The sequence below is a fragment of the Colwellia sp. SU-HH01217 genome, assembly GCF_057543495.1.
Genome location: NZ_BAAJLX010000004.1, coordinates 146,808 through 163,076, shown reverse-complemented (window position 1 = coordinate 163,076; position 16,269 = coordinate 146,808). Strand labels below are relative to the sequence as shown.

The 16,269-nt window shown below is 37.1% G+C and carries 19 protein-coding genes; 13 read left to right on the top strand and 6 right to left on the bottom strand.

Annotated features, from left to right (window positions below; translation table 11 throughout):
* Nucleotides 1-10: 10 nt before the first annotated feature.
* Together AC27G3_RS07385 and plsY are read right to left on the bottom strand one after the other, a co-directional pair.
* Nucleotides 11-1,117, bottom strand: a complete 1,107-nt coding sequence (locus AC27G3_RS07385; protein WP_487120220.1) for an efflux RND transporter periplasmic adaptor subunit — start codon at nt 1,115-1,117, stop codon at nt 11-13.
* A 2-nt stretch (nt 1,118-1,119) separates the two neighbouring features.
* Entirely contained in the window at nt 1,120-1,725 is a 606-nt protein-coding gene (gene plsY, locus AC27G3_RS07380; RefSeq protein WP_487120219.1) for a glycerol-3-phosphate 1-O-acyltransferase PlsY, read from the bottom strand.
* A 190-nt stretch (nt 1,726-1,915) separates the two neighbouring features.
* On the opposite strand from plsY, the gene folB reads away from it, so the two are divergent.
* The 4 genes from folB to AC27G3_RS07360 all read left to right on the top strand — a co-directional run bounded on the left by folB (nt 1,916) and on the right by AC27G3_RS07360 (nt 4,523).
* Nucleotides 1,916-2,272 (top strand): dihydroneopterin aldolase, encoded by a 357-nt coding sequence (gene folB, locus AC27G3_RS07375; protein ID WP_487120217.1) that lies wholly within the window; start codon nt 1,916-1,918, stop codon nt 2,270-2,272.
* Nucleotides 2,272-2,763: a 2-amino-4-hydroxy-6-hydroxymethyldihydropteridine diphosphokinase gene (gene folK, locus AC27G3_RS07370; protein WP_487120215.1), complete on the top strand. Its 492-nt coding sequence runs from the start codon at nt 2,272-2,274 to the stop codon at nt 2,761-2,763. The genes folB and folK overlap by 1 nt, the downstream gene beginning before the upstream one ends.
* A 1-nt stretch (nt 2,764) precedes the next feature.
* On the top strand, nt 2,765-3,607 hold the full coding sequence (locus AC27G3_RS07365; RefSeq protein WP_487120213.1) for an undecaprenyl-diphosphate phosphatase: 843 nt from the start codon (nt 2,765-2,767) through the stop codon (nt 3,605-3,607).
* A gap of 67 nt (nt 3,608-3,674) precedes the next feature.
* The gene (locus AC27G3_RS07360) at nt 3,675-4,523 is read left to right on the top strand and encodes a tetratricopeptide repeat protein (RefSeq protein ID WP_487120212.1); all 849 of its coding nucleotides are present in this window, start codon (nt 3,675-3,677) and stop codon (nt 4,521-4,523) included.
* 97 nt (nt 4,524-4,620) lie between these two features.
* Here the strand turns inward: AC27G3_RS07360 and AC27G3_RS07355 are convergent, their stop codons facing one another.
* On the bottom strand, nt 4,621-4,962 hold the full coding sequence (locus tag AC27G3_RS07355) for a substrate-binding domain-containing protein (RefSeq protein WP_487120210.1): 342 nt from the start codon (nt 4,960-4,962) through the stop codon (nt 4,621-4,623).
* Between AC27G3_RS07355 and AC27G3_RS07350 the strand changes: the two genes are divergently transcribed.
* Nucleotides 4,935-5,180: a fibronectin type III-like domain-contianing protein gene (locus AC27G3_RS07350; protein ID WP_487120416.1), complete on the top strand. Its 246-nt coding sequence runs from the start codon at nt 4,935-4,937 to the stop codon at nt 5,178-5,180. The two genes, AC27G3_RS07355 and AC27G3_RS07350, sit on opposite strands and share 28 nt — an antisense overlap.
* A 197-nt stretch (nt 5,181-5,377) precedes the next feature.
* Here AC27G3_RS07350 and AC27G3_RS07345 read toward each other — a convergent pair whose 3' ends face one another.
* From AC27G3_RS07345 to AC27G3_RS07335, 3 genes are all read right to left on the bottom strand, one after another.
* A complete protein-coding gene (locus AC27G3_RS07345) occupies nt 5,378-5,620 on the bottom strand; it encodes a PA3496 family putative envelope integrity protein (protein WP_487120208.1) in 243 nt (80 codons plus the stop codon).
* 125 nt (nt 5,621-5,745) lie between these two features.
* On the bottom strand, nt 5,746-6,447 hold the full coding sequence (locus tag AC27G3_RS07340) for a hypothetical protein (RefSeq protein ID WP_487120206.1): 702 nt from the start codon (nt 6,445-6,447) through the stop codon (nt 5,746-5,748).
* 95 nt (nt 6,448-6,542) lie between these two features.
* Nucleotides 6,543-7,481, bottom strand: coding sequence for a LysR family transcriptional regulator (locus tag AC27G3_RS07335; RefSeq protein ID WP_487120204.1), 939 nt, complete (start codon nt 7,479-7,481; stop codon nt 6,543-6,545).
* Nucleotides 7,482-7,519: 38 nt separating this feature from the next.
* On the opposite strand from AC27G3_RS07335, the gene maoP reads away from it, so the two are divergent.
* From maoP to AC27G3_RS07295, 8 genes are all read left to right on the top strand, one after another.
* A complete protein-coding gene (gene maoP / locus AC27G3_RS07330) occupies nt 7,520-7,822 on the top strand; it encodes a DUF413 domain-containing protein (RefSeq protein WP_487120203.1) in 303 nt (100 codons plus the stop codon).
* 187 nt (nt 7,823-8,009) lie between these two features.
* On the top strand, nt 8,010-8,324 hold the full coding sequence (locus tag AC27G3_RS07325) for a BolA/IbaG family iron-sulfur metabolism protein (RefSeq protein WP_487120201.1): 315 nt from the start codon (nt 8,010-8,012) through the stop codon (nt 8,322-8,324).
* A 148-nt stretch (nt 8,325-8,472) separates the two neighbouring features.
* Complete coding sequence (locus AC27G3_RS07320) at nt 8,473-9,057, top strand: TRAP transporter small permease subunit (protein WP_487120199.1); 585 nt, start codon at nt 8,473-8,475, stop codon at nt 9,055-9,057.
* Nucleotides 9,057-10,442: a TRAP transporter large permease gene (locus AC27G3_RS07315; RefSeq protein WP_487120197.1), complete on the top strand. Its 1,386-nt coding sequence runs from the start codon at nt 9,057-9,059 to the stop codon at nt 10,440-10,442. The genes AC27G3_RS07320 and AC27G3_RS07315 overlap by 1 nt, the downstream gene beginning before the upstream one ends.
* Before the next feature lie 57 nt (nt 10,443-10,499).
* Nucleotides 10,500-11,600, top strand: coding sequence for a TRAP transporter substrate-binding protein (locus AC27G3_RS07310; protein WP_487120195.1), 1,101 nt, complete (start codon nt 10,500-10,502; stop codon nt 11,598-11,600).
* Between the two features lie 38 nt (nt 11,601-11,638).
* Nucleotides 11,639-13,090: a hypothetical protein gene (locus AC27G3_RS07305; protein ID WP_487120193.1), complete on the top strand. Its 1,452-nt coding sequence runs from the start codon at nt 11,639-11,641 to the stop codon at nt 13,088-13,090.
* A 181-nt stretch (nt 13,091-13,271) separates the two neighbouring features.
* Nucleotides 13,272-14,462 carry an enoyl-ACP reductase FabV gene (gene fabV, locus AC27G3_RS07300; RefSeq protein ID WP_487120191.1) on the top strand — a complete coding sequence of 397 codons (1,191 nt, stop codon included), beginning with the start codon at nt 13,272-13,274 and terminating at the stop codon, nt 14,460-14,462.
* Between the two features lie 469 nt (nt 14,463-14,931).
* Nucleotides 14,932-16,269 (top strand): Na(+)-translocating NADH-quinone reductase subunit A, encoded by a 1,338-nt coding sequence (locus tag AC27G3_RS07295; RefSeq protein ID WP_487120189.1) that lies wholly within the window; start codon nt 14,932-14,934, stop codon nt 16,267-16,269.

Genomic DNA, 16,269 nt, shown 5'->3' with positions numbered 1-16,269 from the left:
AAATCATTTATTATTGGCTGCTTGCTTGGGCAGAGCCTGAAACTAATGCTTGATTGTTATCTTTTATTTGGACTTTTTGCCCAGTGCCTAAACGCTCAGCACCACGAATTACAATTAGATCTCCTTCGTTTACTTCACCAATGACTTCAACAAACCCGTCCATTGCCATGCCAACTTTTACCATGATTTGTTGGGCGGTATTGTCATCATTAATGCGAAAAATACTAGTTCCTTCACGGCGCAATACTAAAGCGTCGCGTGGAATGCTTAATGTTTCTTTACTAGCTCCGCTGGCAACTCTAGCTTTAAAGTTTAATCCTATAGGCCAGTTAAAGGCAGACATATCTAAACGCACTTCCATTAAGTGAGAGCGGCTATCAGCAACCGGAATTAAAGTTTTAATTGGCGCACTTCCATTACCTAAAGGAGATTCAACTTCGAGTACATCTGACTGCGATAAAAATTGATAAGCAATAATGGGGGAAAATACCGACGCTTCACTGTTCGCTATTTCAACGAGTCTAACAATCGCGTTACCGCTATTAATATATTCGCCTAAATTAGCTATGCGGGCAGCAACAATGCCTGTAAATGGTGCTTTTACTGAGGTGTAGTCTAAATCTTGTTGTGTTTTATCGAGTCTCGCCTGAGCGGCAATTACTTCGCCTTTAGCAATGTCACGATCTGATATTGCTTTATCTAGCTCAGTTTTGGGTGATAATTTTTTCTTTACTAATCCAGTTTTTCTGGTAACTTCATCCTCTAAAAAAGTAAGTAAAGTTTGTGCATTTAACAAGCTTGCTTGCTCTTCTCTTACTTGTATTTTTAAATGTTTGTCATCAATTTTAGCTATAACGTCGCCCCTGTTAACGTTTGCGCCAATAGCAGCCAAGCTAATTAATCGTCCAGAAACCTCTGAAGCAATATTTGAATCGTTTTGACTCACTGTTGTGCCAGATACCCAAACTACGGGGGTTAAGGTTTTTATTTCTGCGGCAACAACATTCACGTTGGCAGGGGGGAATTCTCTGGCAAAGCTCGACGGCACAGTAAGCTGAGTAAGTAATAAGCCACATAAAATAAGCGGTAAAAAGAAAGTTTTATTCGACGGTGTCATGATTATCCTTGTGTCTTATTAGATGAAAATATTTTATTTTCTTCACCTTTAATCAATCTAAAAATATTGTCTTTGTGCCGGAAAATAATCAAAACAGAGATCATGATCACCGGATAGACATAAAGAGGTTTTAATAACCAAGTATAGAACGGAGCAATTGATACAGTAATAATAGCAGCAAGGCTCGAATAACGGGTGATTTTAACAATAATTACCCAAGTGAGTACCAACAGCGCACCTAAGCTAAAACCTATAGGAAGCAATACACCTAAAGCCGTTGCTACCGCTTTACCGCCTTTAAAGTCAAAAAATATTGGGTACATATGTCCCAAACAAGCCGCCACACCAATAATGCCGAGAGCCCAGGGGGGAATACCTAAAAAGTAAGCGCCCCAAACGGGTAAGCCGCCTTTAAGAACATCAAAGAGTAAAACGGCCACAGCTGTTGGCGGATTACTTAATCTTAAGACATTCGTTGCGCCAGGGTTTTTAGAGCCTGTAGTTCTAGGATCAGGTAAGCCTAGCAGCTTACAAATTAATATAGCGCTAGAGATTGAACCGACCAAATATGCGAGAATAGTCATGGCAAATGCCAATAACAATGTCATAAGACTGCAATACCTATAGTGTTAATTTAAGTCATTGAACAACAGACCCTAATATGACTTAAATAGTTGCTCAAATATTTTACATTTAATTATTGTATCGTGTACTTAATGAACTTGCACAGGTAAACTCGCCAATTAATTTGTAAAAATTGATATATTCGCAATAAAATAATCAAAAAAGAAGAATGAAATGGATAAGGTTTTTATAGAAGGTTTACGTATTCAAACGACCATAGGCTTTTTTGCGTGGGAAAAAGAAATTAAGCAAACATTAGTGATTGACCTCGTTATGGGGTGGGATACACAAAAGGCTGCAGAAAATGATGAATTGGCAAAAACCTTAGATTATGCTGAAATTTCTACCGAAATCGCAACTTTTGCTAATCAAAATCCTGTTGATTTATTAGAAACACTTGCCGAGCGCATGGCTGACTTTCTTATTCAGCGCTATCACATTCCTTGGCTTAAATTGAAAATAGGTAAACCCGGTGCCGTGCATAACGCGTTTACCGTTGGCGTTGAAATTGAACGTGGTAAACAAAGTTAATGGCGTTAATTTATATCTCGCTCGGCAGTAACATTGATCGTGAACGTAATGTGAATGCTGGGTTAACCGCCTTAGCGAATGTCTATGGCCAGTTAACATTATCATCGTTATTTGAAAGTGAAGCTGTCGGGTTTTCTGGAACAGCTTTTTATAATTTAGTGGTTGGGATTACAACGTCTGATAGCGTTGAGTTAGTAGCTGAACAATTAAGAAAGATTGAGTTTGCTCATGGCCGTGAACTTGATGCTAAAAAATATAGCCCACGAACACTAGATTTAGATTTGTTGTTATACGACGATTTAATTATTGATACACCAGCGCAATTACCCAGAGACGAAATTACTAAGAATGCCTTTGTTTTATGGCCATTAGCTGAAATAGCCCCTCGATTAATTCACCCTCATTTGCAAATGAGCTATCAACAATTATGGCAAGACTACGATAAATCAAGCCAACAACTAAGGAAAGTGCCGTTAACTTGGCAACAATAACATGACCACAATTGAAATATTTATTTTAGCGATATTACAGGGATTGACTGAGTTTTTACCTATCTCAAGTTCAGCTCATTTAATTTTGCCTTCTGCAATTTTAGGTTGGCATGATCAAGGGCTCGCATTTGATGTTGCTGTACATGTTGGTACTTTATTAGCAGTGATGCTTTATTTTAGACAAGAAGTCGGCAATATGGCTGTGGCCTGGTTGGGTACATTAACAGCAGCAAGTCGTCAAGACAGTAGCAAAACCAAAGCACAAATTTTTGAAGGTAAATTAGCCTGGTGGATATTATTTGCCACTATTCCAGCAGGGCTTTTTGGCTTACTCGGCAAAGATTTAATTGAAGAGCATTTACGCACCGCACTCGTTATTGCAATTACCACATTGTTGTTTGGTGTGTTGTTAGGTTATGCCGATATTAAAGCAGGTAAAAGAAAGCCAGAAGAAAATAAAAGCATTGAAAAACTGGGGTTTAAAGGCGCTATGCTGATTGGTTTAGCACAAGCCATAGCACTAATTCCAGGGACATCACGTTCGGGGATCACCATGACTATCGGTTTAATGTTGGGGTTAAGCCGTGATAATGCTGCACGTTTTTCTTTTTTATTGTCAATTCCCGCTATTGCTATGGCAGGTAGTTACCTAACGTTAAAGCTTATTCTTTCAGCAGAAGGTGTTGATTGGTTTTCTATGGCTTTAGGTGGCACAGTTTCATTTGTTTGTGCTTATGCTTGTATTCATTATTTTCTTATCTTGCTTGAAAGAGTCGGCATGATGCCATTTGTTATTTATCGCTTATTATTAGGTATTGGCTTGTTATGGTTTATTTTGGCTTAACCCCTTGCATGTGAGCAAAAGATCCCAAAATATACATTAAGATAAACGTTATTTAACTGGACTGCGTGTGAATTCAAATATGGTTGCTATTACTTTAGAAAACTTTCAGCAAGTAATTTTAGAAGACTCTAAAACGAAGCTTATTCTTGTCGATTTTTGGGCAGAGCAAGTGCCAGAAAGTGTCGAGCTAAAAAACAAACTTGCTGACAAATTAGCTTCTGTTGCCGACACCATTATTTTGGCAACTGTTGACTGTCAAACGGAACAACAAATTGCGCAACAGTTTGGTGTTCAAGGTTTACCCACGGCTGTGCTAGTAAAAGATGGTCAACCGATAGATGGCTTAACAGGTCCTCAAACGGATGAGTCTATTAATGAGTTTTTAGCTAAATATTTACCTAAAGCTGAAGACGATATGCTAGCAAAGGCACAACAATTACTAGTGGATAATAAGGTAAGTGAAGCATTTACGGTTATTTCACAGGCTTATCAGCTAGACAGTGAACGTGCTGATATTAAATGCGTATTAATTGATGTATATATTCAAACGGGTAAAACAGCAGAAGCGCAAGCATTGTTAGACAGCATTAAAATGATTGATCAAGACAGTGTTTACCATGCGCTAATAGCCAAGTTAGAGTTGGCTAATCAAGCAGCCAATTCCCCAGAAATTCAAGCATTAGAACAACAACTCGTTAATGAACCTGACAATATCGCGCTGCAACATCAATTAGCTGCGCAATACAATCAAGTTAATCGCTCTGAAGAAGCGCTAACGTTATTATTTAGATTGATGCAAAAAGATAGCTCAGATACTACAAGCAAAGAATTACTGTTAGATATATTAAAAGTATTACCAGATGGTGATCCATTAGCATTAAAGTTTAGACGTAAGCTTTATACGTTACTTTACTAATTTTAAGGTATAGGCATTACTCACAGCGTTTAAAGTGCGTTAAAAAATTAGGCGATAACTGCTGTACAACAAGCTAGAATATTAAATGCTATTTAGCTTAACCGATGTTTTTAACTGAATCTCTCACGATTACCGTAGGCTCAAAAGAGTGTTGCACTTCAATGTTATCTTGTTGATAAACTTGTTTTAACACAAGTTTTGCTGCCATGTGACCCATTTGATAAATAGGGTTATCAATGGTGGTCAGTTTAGGGTAAATATGTCGAGAAAAAATGATATTATCGAAACCAATAATCGATAAATCTTCAGGAAGTGATATACCGTGCTCTCTTGCGTAAGTCATTGCTCCTGATGCCATTTCATCATTGCCACACACTAACGCTGTAAAGTGACTTTTATTGGTTAAAAAAGATTTTATCCCTTCATGATGTTGAAGCAAGTGTCGAACGCCCGCTAAAAGAACTGAAAGGTTTTGCTAAGGTTTACCTCTCGCCCAGTGAAAGTAAAACAGTGAGCATTACGTTAACTCAGCGAGACTTATCGTTTTGGGATGTAAACACCGATAACTGGTTGGCAGAATCAGGCGATTTTGAAGTGATGCTAGGTACGGCAATTAATAATATTAAACAAACCGCTAAATTTAATTACCTGCAGTAGTTTAAAAATATATAACAGGAATACGATTGTTAAAAAATAGTCGCCATACTCAATTAATATTTAGTCGTTGAGTATGGCTTTGTATAAAGGCAACGTTATTTTATTGAACGATAGAAAAGTGATCGTCGTTAATTTAATTAAATAGCGTCATCAAGTATTTCAATAAGCAGATAACACTAAGAAGTTAGCTTGTTACTTTAATCCCAATCATCATAATAATCGTCTTCGAGTTTTTTCATTCGACGTGCTTCTTGCAGCTGCTCAATTTTACGTTTTGCTTGAAAATTGCGCTTATTATTTTTTCTTGAACTTTTCATTTCGTTTGGGTTTGTATTCATTTCAAAAGCAGAAAAATCATTATCGAAGTCGTTTGCCGCTTCATCATCATCTAAGTCCAACTCATTTGAGGAGGCTAATTCATAGTTAGGATCAATGGTCATTTCTCAGTTATCCAAAGACATCACGTTAAAATCGGATAATCTCTGTTTTTCACTTATAAGAGAAGTAAAATATTTTTAATTTAACGATAAAAAAAATTTATTTAAAATGCGTGGTTTTGTTAACCTCAGGTCCCGCTCCTAAAACCATGTATCATTTTGCATTCGGTAATTATTTTTGAGCTTTCTAAAGGTCGAAGCTCGGTTATGTCAATCTTACCAATACGATCAACTCTGTTGCTTTTAGTTATTTCGTAATAAAAGTAAAGATATGGGTCTGCATTTTCTAAAAGGATATAAGGATATTGAGTGATTGACCATTTTCCTGAAATTCTTTTTTTTCCTGTCGTTATATAATTAAAATTACCATTTTTGTTTAGCTCTAATTCACTGTTACTCACGCATTCTTCAGAGTGGTATGTGAAAGCAATATCTTCGACATTTTTACCACTGTTGGGAGTTACTCCTGGAGGAATTAAATACACACCGATTGTATCTTTTGTATACCAGTGGTTAGCAGCAACTAATTCACTGATAGTGGCAATAGGGTAACCTAACTCAACGAGCGTATTTTCTAAGGTGTCTATTGCATTTTTATTTTTGACAAATGGAGAGTAGAGAATACTGTTGTTATAGATGTTCATGGGATAAGTTAATGTATTAAACTCAACATTAAACCCTAGTTTTTCGAGTGCAACCTCGATTTTGTTAGATTCGATTTGAGTTAAATAGAGCTTATTTACGTGAATGGTTGTATTTGAACAACTTATAGTGAGTAGTAAGCAAAATAAAGTGAAGGTATATCGGGCGATGAAATTGACAAAAATCAAAGTGAACCCTTTATTATTGTATGCACAACAGAAACAAAGAAGTTAATTTATTCTAGGAGTTAAGTCAACTTTTAAGCTTTATCTCGAGCATAGCATTACTGCGGACTCATAATCGCAGGAGCTTCTGGGTGATCTTTTCTCAGTAAATTTTTAATTTCTTTTATTCGTTCTTCATTTTCATTTTCTTTATGAAAAGCGCTGAATAATTCACGTTCAAAAACAGGCAATTTACGCACCTCAAATAGCTTACCTTGTTCAATAAATGGTTTAACTAACATGTCAGGTAAATAAGCACTACCACCGCACTGTAACATTAAATCAAGGGCGATTCGTGCGGTGCTAGTTCTAATTGCAGGAATTGCAATGCCACTTACGGCTTTGGCGTGCCAATTAATAAAGCTCATGCCCCAATCAATCATAATGTAGCGTTGAACATCGGAAGGCGTTTCTATTTTGTTTTCAAAGGTGGTGACAGGCACTAAATTAAACATGTGCAAAGATTCAATTTTTAACTCTTCTACTTTTGGGGGATCGAATAAAATCGCAACATCAAGTGTCCGTTCAAGTAGTTGGCGAGTTAGTTGCTCACGAGACAATATTTCAGCGACTAAGCTGATTTGTGGCTGATCTAAATAAATTTTTGAAATGGCACCGTGAATGTAAACATCCCAAGTATTTGGGGTACCTGCAATAGATATTTGTGCAACTTGTTCTGTGGCAAGTGAGACATCTTGTTTTGCCATGCGTAAAGTATTGAGCATATTTTCAGCATGAGGAATTAACCTTTCTCCAGCTAAAGTTAACTGAATATTATTTCTTGCCCGATGAAATAAAGTAACACCAAAATACCTTTCTAACTGCCTTACTCTGGTACTAACGGCCGCTTGCGTTAGGTATAAATTTTCGGCAGCTTTACCAAAGTGACGACAATCTTTAACTTCCAAGAAAGTTTTAATTAACTCAATATCCATGGCTAATTCTCTTATCGATACGATAATTATTATTTGTTTTACAGCATTGAAAGATAGCCGCATAATCCGCGAAAACCAATAGCCTGTCAACAGAGATGAATATGACGTTAATACACGGATTTAGTTTCGAAGATCAATTTTATGATGATGCCCATTTTCCAAGAGGGTTTAGAAAGTCAGGTGATTTTAATATTGCCGAAGCAGAGCTGTTAACTGAGGTAGGTAAACGATTGTTTTTGCTTGAACAAGCGATTTGTATGCCTGAAAACTCTGTAGAAGAACAGTTTGTCCAAATGTGCCATTTACAAACCTTGGGACAAACTAGGATAGAGCTTTTATGGCAAAAGTATAAATCATTAACTCAACATAAACAGTTTCACGGATTGATGAGCAATGTCAGCTAATTGTTAACTGACAAAATGTAATAAGAGCAATGCCTGCCGTAAATCTATAGGCATTGCTCGATTTCTTATTCTTTTTTATATCCCCTTATTATTTATATTTTCAATTTTTTTGCGCATTAGCCACTTTGTTCATGTTAATATTTCTACAGCATTAACAGCGAAATAAATTCGCTTATTAAGGAATATCATGACGATCAAAGCACTTATTGAAAACAAACTACTCGACGCTTTTTCCCCTCTTTTTCTCGATGTAATTAATGAAAGCGATAACCATAATGTGCCGCCGGGAAGTGAATCCCACTTTAAAGTAATTATTGTTGCTAACAGTTTTGAAGAAGAGCGTTTAATTAAACGCCACAGAGCAGTTAACAAAGTATTGTCTGAAGAGCTTGCTGAAAAAATTCATGCACTTGCTTTGCACACATACACAGAAAAAGAGTGGCACGATTATTATGCGGAAAATACGCCATTATCACCAAACTGCCTAGGTGGCGGTAAATAATTCGTATCAGAACAGGCGTTAATTAATGCAATTGGTATAAAAACATATTTTAATGCTTATATTGTCCAAATGAAGTATGTTCATTTTATGGTAATTCTGTTATTTATCAGCCTATAAAAAAAATAATTAAAAAACGTTGAGCATTCAGATGTCAAAAAGTGGCCTTTTCACTCTTGTTGGCGATATTGTCAGGGTAATTGATACTATTACTGGTTTTATCGGTAAGACTATTTCATGGTTAACCTTACTCATGGTATTACTTACCTTTGCTATAGTAGTAATGCGCTATGGTTTTAATATGGGCTCTGTCGCATTGCAAGAGTTGGTATTATATTTTCATGGTTTGGTTTTTATGCTTGGTGCTGCATACACTTTAAAAGTAGATGGCCACGTAAGAGTTGATATTTTTTATCAGCGTTTTTCAGAAAAAAATAAGGCCTTAGTCAATATAATGGGTAGTGTCTTCCTATTATTCCCCGTTTGTATTTTTATTTTTCTTATTAGTTTCGATTATGTGATTACAGCTTGGCGCATTCTTGAACAATCTCCTGAAGCTGGCGGTTTGCCGTTTGTCTATTTACTTAAAAGTTACTTATTATTGTTAGCGCTGACTTTATTGCTACAAGGAATTGCTGAAGTTGGTCGGAACTTGCTAATAATCGCTAGTGAGAAAACGACTCAAGCGTCTAATTTTTCTGCGAATCAAGTCAATACTGAAGGAGAGGCGAAATAATGGAATACCTCTCAATTTTAATGTTTGTTGTGGTTTGTTTAGTCTTGCTAATGGGCTATCCCGTTGCTTTATCTTTAGCTGGCACTGCGCTTTTATTCGCAGGTGTTGGCAGCTTATTTAATGCTTTTGACCTTTCTTTTTTAGGCGCATTTCCCAGTCGAATATTTGGCACTATTAATAACCAAACGTTACTGGCTGTACCTTTATTTGTTTTTATGGGAGCTATGCTTGAACGCTCAAAGATAGCTGAGAATTTGTTAAACGCCATGTCACTATTATTTGGTCGATTAAATGGCGGCTTAGCCATATCTGTTACTTTAGTGGGCATGTTACTGGCGGCAAGTACTGGTATTGTTGGAGCGACGGTTGTAACCATGGGGTTGTTATCTTTACCAACGATGTTAAAGCGAGGTTATAGTCCATCTTTTTCATCAGGCATTATTTGCGCTACGGGTACATTAGGCCAAATAATTCCTCCTTCTATTGCGTTAGTACTTCTGGGCGATGTCCTTTCGAGTGCCTATCAAAAGGCGCAATTAAATATGGGAATCTTCACCCCTAAAACCGTTACAGTAGGCGATTTATTTGCTGGAGCTGTTATTCCAGGATTGTTGTTAGTTAGCCTTTACTTACTATATTGCATTGCAATGGCGGTATTTAAACCGACAAGTGTGCCTAAACTAAGTGTTGACGATATTGAAAATATATCAGCAGGACACGATAAGTGGCGATTAATGTTAACGGCATTAGTTCCGCCTTTATTATTAATGTTTATCGTCCTTGGCTCTATTTTATTTGGGTTTGCGACGCCGACAGAAGCTGCAGGCGTAGGTGCAATGGGCGCGACATTATTAGCTGTTTTTCAAAAGCAACTTACTTTAAAAAACTTAACTGCTGTTATGCAAAACACCACTAAAATTACCTCAATGGTATTTTTGATCCTAATTGGCGCAAGTTTGTTCTCGCTAGTATTTCGGGGCTTTGGCGGCGAAGAATTGATTCAAGGGCTTTTTGATAAAATGCCTGGTGGTGTTGTTGGTGCGACTATTATTGTAATGCTAGTTATTTTTTTATTGGGTTTTATTTTAGATTTTATTGAAATAACTTTTGTCGTCGTGCCTATTGTTGCGCCTATTTTATTAGCTATGGGGCTTGATCCAATTTGGCTAGGTATTATGATAGCGCTTAATTTACAAACATCCTTTTTAACGCCGCCATTTGGATTTGCACTCTTTTATTTGCGAGGTGTCGCTGACAAAGCTGTACGTACTGCTGATATTTATCGTGGTGTTATACCATTTATCATTATGCAGTTAATGTTATTAGTTGTATTAGCTATTTGGCCCCAATTAACCACTTGGCTACCTGAGGTTATTTATGGTTAATAGTGCTTAACTTAGTTGTAAACACTATTGATTTTAAGAATTTACAAGGAAATATTAATGAAAATAAAGTTAATCAGCACAACTGCGTTTCTATTTGTTTCAATCGCTTTTTTTATTAGCGGTTGTGGTGATGAACAAACAAATACGAGTGTTAGCAAAGTAGTGCCTGCACAAACATTTCAATGGAAGTTGGTTACCTCATGGCCAAAAAACTTTCCCGGCTTGGGCATGGCACCTGAAAAGTTCGCTAACTATGTGAATGAAATGAGTGGTGGGCGATTAACTATAAAAGTTTATGGTGCTGGCGAGTTAGTACCAGGCTTTGAGGTTTTTGATAATGTGTCGCAGGGCACGGTTCAAATGGGACATAGCGGTTCTTATTATTGGAAAGGAAAAATCCCTTCAGCTCCTTTATTTGGCGCATTGCCTTTTGGTATGACAGCTACTGAGTTAAATGCGTGGCTTCACTATGGTGGTGGATTAGAGCTTTGGCGTGAGCAATATAAACCTTTTGGTATTATTCCAATGGCTGGCGGTAATACGGGTGCTCAATTTGGCGGTTGGTTTAAAAAAGAAATTAATAGCATGGCTGATTTACAAGGTCTAAAAATGCGTATTCCGGGCATTGCAGGCGATGTCTTTAAAAAAGCTGGCGCAATACCGGTAAATTTAACCGGTGGCGAAATTTTTTCATCACTGCAAAGTGGTGCCATTGACGCTTCTGAATGGGTAGGGCCTTATAACGATTTAGCCTTTGGCTTTTATCAAGCAGCAGAATATTATTACACCTCTGTATGGCACGAACCTTCAGCAGGTTTGGAGTTTTTGATCAATGAAAAAGCTTATGACGAATTACCTAAAGACTTACAAAAAATTATTGAAGTCGCTGCTAGAGCAGTAAATGAGGACACCCTTGATGAATACAACGCGCGTAATAATAATGCATTAAAAACATTAATTGATCAGCACAAGGTTAAACTTCGCCAATTTCCACCTGAAGTGCTGGCAGAGTTAAAAAAACACACGGCACAAGTTATGAAAGAAAAAGCAAAAGAAGATACAGGTTTTGCTAAAGTTTGGGCGTCGTATAGTCAATTTATGACGCAAATGCGTGATTATAATGATTTAACCTTGCAAGAATACTATAAAAATAGATAAGTCGTTTAATCAAACTAATAACATTATTAGGAAAAAATATGAGAAACATGAAAAAGACATTGTTACCCCTTATTCCCGTTGCTTTAATGGTTAGCGCGTGTGGCTCTACACCACCTAAAATTGCCGCTTTACCGCAAATTTCTACAATAAAAGCGCCTCAAGCTCCGGCAAATGAAGATTTATCAACAGAGTTTAAAATGCTGAAAACTCCCACAGATTTTAATAAGCTCGCAGATAATGTTATTTCGAAGAAGAACTTCCATGTAAAAGCTAATGCTAGGGTTGTGATTAGTGTGCCTATTGATCAACAGCGCCAAGAACAAAAAAGAGCTTTGGATGAAACGATCAGAAATAGAGGTTATTTTGCTGGTGGTAAAGAAATGCATGAAAGAGATTTGTCGGCGAGCGATAAACTTTCGCAAAACACCAATGATGAAAATGCTTTTAGTACTGCTGAGTATTTTAACAAAGCAGAACAAGAGATAGAGAAATCGTTATTACGTAAAAACTTTACCGTAATGGACAGATCAAAATTTGAAGCCGAACTGCGTGACAGAAGAGAAGAGCAAAGTGGCGATAATGAGAGTGAAGCTAGAGATGCTGAAATTAAGGAAATTAAAGCCTTAAGAAAAACGAATCAAATTACACCTCAACAAGAAATAGAAAAGCTTAAAGAAGTAGAAAGCAAATATGATGTTAGATCACAAAGCAATACGCGTAAAGCAGGTGAAAATGAACTGGTTGATATTTCAGAACTTATTAGAGCCGCTCAAGAAGGTAAAAATCAAGCCGATTACATTTTACAAGTAAATAGCTTCAATATAGGGCCAATTTCCGACAGACAACTTGATATTGTTGAACATGATGAAGTTCGGGCTTTATTTGTTGAGCACCCTGATTTAATCGATGCCATGTATAATTCAGGTGTCGCAACGATAGTACAGCCGGGCTACTTTGGTTACTTAAATGCTAAACTTATTGATGTACAAACAGGCGCAATAGTATGGGTAGGGGAACACAGAGTTGAGTCCATTAATGTTGAAGATATTGATGTGAAATTGACAATGTCTCGCCAAGTATCAAATGAAGTACAAGTTCAAAACTTTGTTAATGCACGAAATAGTGATATTCAACAGAAAGCCGCAACTGCTAAACGACTTGGTTATAGTACACAAGCTGCAGATTTAGATAAAGCGACACAAAATTCTAGAGTTAACCAATACAATGCAGCATTAACTCAATTAAATAGCACAATGAATAGCAATGTAGTGCTACCAGCATGGGAATATAGCTATACCGTTGCTAAGCCTAATATTAAACCTAATTTTCCATCAGACTTTGATTTAATGACGTTACAAAAATCAAGTTATTCATCTCAACGTGCGCGTAGTGAGTATTTGAGAGTGAAGGATAGAATGGGACGCCACCAGTCTGAAATTGCTAAAATGGTATCAAAGGAATTAATTACCACTATTCCAGCCGCAGAATAAATCTTCAATTACAAAAAAATTAACTGCTCGTACCTCTTTAAGGTGCGAGCAGTAGTAAACTACGCACAAAATTGAGTTGTTACTGACTTTTAGCATGGCTAAATAACAGTAACAATCATTAAAGATTAATTTGATATCGCTTAAATTTTGCGGTATTCAACAAAATACATAAGGTAATATTATGGTTATTAAGCCAAAAATTCGTGGATTTATTTGTACTAATGCTCACCCTGCAGGTTGTGAAGCCCATGTGAATGAGCAAATTGCTTATGTAAAAAGTCAAAAACAAGCCGATAAAAAGCCTAAGAATGTGTTGGTTATTGGCGCTTCTACCGGTTACGGATTAGCAACGCGTATTACCTCTGCATTTGGTAATAATGCGAAAACCTTAGGTATTTTCTTTGAAAAACCGCCAACAGAGAAAAAAACCGCTTCTGCAGGTTGGTATAACACGGCTGCTTTTCAAAAAGCAGCAGATGAAGCTGGCATTTGGTCGAAAAATATAAATGGCGATGCTTTTTCTCATGAAATAAAAGCGAAAGCGATTCAAACTATTAAAGAAGAATTAGGTGAAATTGATTTAGTGGTTTATAGCTTAGCGTCTCCACGAAGAACAGATCCAGATACTGGTGAAGTTTATTCTTCAACGTTAAAACCTATTGGTCAAAGCGTTACCACTAAAAACTTAAACACATCTAAGCGCATTATTGATGAAGTGTCAGTTGAAGCTGCCAACGATGAAGAAATTCAAGGCACCATTGACGTTATGGGTGGTGCTGACTGGGAGTTATGGATAAAAGCACTAAACGATGCTGGCGTATTATCTTCAGGTTTTAAATCAGTTGCATATACTTACATCGGTAAAGAGCTTACTTGGCCAATTTACGGCAAAGCGACCATAGGTAAAGCAAAAGAAGATTTAGATCGTGCTGCCAGTGAAATTAATAAAATGACGGAAACAATTAATGGTGAAGCACACGTTACTTCTTTGAACGCAGTGGTTACACAAGCTAGTTCTGCAATTCCAATTATGCCGTTATACATTTCAGCTATGTTTAAAGTTATGAAAGCCGACGGGACTTATGAAGGCTGTATTGAGCAAATTCAAAATTTATTTGTTGAAAATATATACAGCAAAACTCCACGGTTAGATGAGCAAAATCGCTATCGCCAAAACTATAAAGAGCTAGAAGACAGTGTGCAACAACGGGTAACAGATATTTGGAATACCGTTGATACTGATTCAATTGACGAGTTAACCGATTATGTTAGCTATCATAATGAATTTTTAAAACTATTTGGCTTTGGTGTTGAAGGTGTCGATTATGACGCGGATATTTCTCCATTAGCAGACATTAACCATTTAGATTAACCTCAATGTAACTGGTTGAGTTAAATGGCTAGTCCATATTACTAGGCGCTAAAGTATGATTACTTTAGCGCCTTTTTTTGTTTTAAATACCTTGAAATAGTCGAGATTAATGTATTGTTTAAATTATATGTTCGACTGACTTTCTTTTTGAGTAAGCATTGTTTTTGCCTATTTTTAACTCATTACAGGAAAAACCAAAATTAATCGTCTAAATTGTAATGAAAAGTTACTATGTACCGTAGAATGAAAACCCTGTTTTGTGCTAGAATCGCGCCAGAAATTTTAACTTAGAGCCAGTGGGTCTTTATTTTGTAATACTTTCATTCGTGTTGGTATTAAAAAATTAAGCTTCTTACTGAAATACACTGAAGTCGATAGTTTAGCTATCTTGTTGATATGTAAAGCTTAGTCAACAAAATTAGTTATTCCTTAGATTTTATTACTCCCATCAAAAGTAGTGCATGTGTTTATGATTACAATAAAAAAAGGTCTGGATGTTCCTGTAGTTGGTTCGCCCCAGCAGGTAATCCATGATGGTCCGACCATCAAAACCGTTGCAACACTAGGTGAAGAGTTTGTGGGTATGCGTCCTACCATGTTTGTAAAAGTGGGTGATCGCGTAGCAAAAGGTCAGGTGATTTTTGAAGATAAAAAAAATCCTGGCGTTAAATTCACAGCTCAAGCAGCCGGTGTTGTTACCGAAATTAACCGTGGTGAAAAACGTGTTTTACAGTCTGTAGTTATCGAAGTCGATGGCTCAGCCCAAGAAACATTCAAAAGCTATGCTGCCAATGAACTTAGTTCAATTCCACGAGAAAAAGTGGTTAAAAACTTAGTAGATTCTGGTTTATGGACTGCGTTACGTACACGTCCATTTAGCAAAATTCCTGCTATTGATAGTACAGCAGAAGCTATTTTTGTTAGTGCGATGGATACTAATCCGTTGTCAGCAAATCCTGAGGTTATCATCAAGGAGCAAGCAGAAGCGTTTAAACAAGGCTTAGCTGTATTAGCTCGTTTAACCGAAGGTAAAGTTTTTGTCAGTAAAGCGCCAGGTGCAGACATCCCTGTTGAAGGCGATGTTACTGTAACTGAGTTTGCTGGTAAACACCCTGCTGGTCTAGTAGGCACTCATATTCACTTCTTAAAGCCTGCTAGTGCTGATAAATTTGTTTGGCACTTAGGTTACCAAGATGTTATTGCTTACGGTAAATTATTTACCACAGGTGAAATTGATAATTCACGTGTTATTTCGCTTGCTGGTCCTGCAGCGAAAAATCCTCGTTTAATTCGTACAGTTTTAGGTGCAAGCACTGAAGAGTTAACAGCTGACGAAGCTACAGAGGGTGAATTACGTGTTATTTCAGGCTCTGTTCTTCTTGGCGCCAAAGCAAGCAAGGTTACTGGTTATTTAGGCCGTTACCACGTGCAGTTGTCTTTAGTATTAGAAGGGCGTGACAAAGAATTTATGGGTTATATGTACCCAGGACCTAACAAATTCTCTGTAACTCGTGCTTACATGTCTCATTTATTCTCGAATAAATTATTCAACATGACTACAACGACAAACGGTAGTGAACGTGCAATGGTGCCAATTGGTAACTTTGAACGTGTAATGCCTTTAGATATTTTACCCACCATGTTATTGCGTGATTTAGTTGCCGGTGATACCGACACTGCACAACAGCTTGGTGCCTTAGAGCTAGACGAAGAAGATTTAGCGCTTTGTACATTTGTTTGCCCAGGCAAAACAGATTACGGCGTATATCTTCGTGATTGCCTAACCACAATTGAGAAGGAAGGTTAG